1 pseudogene is annotated in these 232 nt (G+C 65.1%); it reads left to right on the top strand.

Going from position 1 to position 232, the window contains the following annotated elements:
- Positions 1-232: pseudogene (locus SB765_RS34140) on the top strand (pyridine nucleotide-disulfide oxidoreductase); the annotation flags it as partial.

Here is a 232-nt window from a genome sequence, read left to right as displayed (position 1 = left end):
GCCTTGATCGATCCCGCCGAAGTGCATTACTACCAACCCGGCTGGACCATGGTCGGTGCCGGTGTGTTCAAGGCACCGTGCACTGCCCGCACCATGGCCTCGACCATTCCGCGCGGGGTACGCTGGGTCAAGGCGCGGGTGCAGGCTTTCGATCCGTTGGGCCAGTTGGTCGTCCTCGAGGACGGTCGCGCCATCAGCTATGAGCAGCTGGTAGTCTGCCCCGGCCTTACGC

The organism is Pseudomonas sp. SIMBA_067, assembly GCF_046534675.1.
Taxonomy (GTDB): domain Bacteria; phylum Pseudomonadota; class Gammaproteobacteria; order Pseudomonadales; family Pseudomonadaceae; genus Aquipseudomonas; species Aquipseudomonas putida.
Note: the sequence above shows the minus strand (reverse complement) of the source record. Positions and strands in the feature narration are given on the sequence as shown.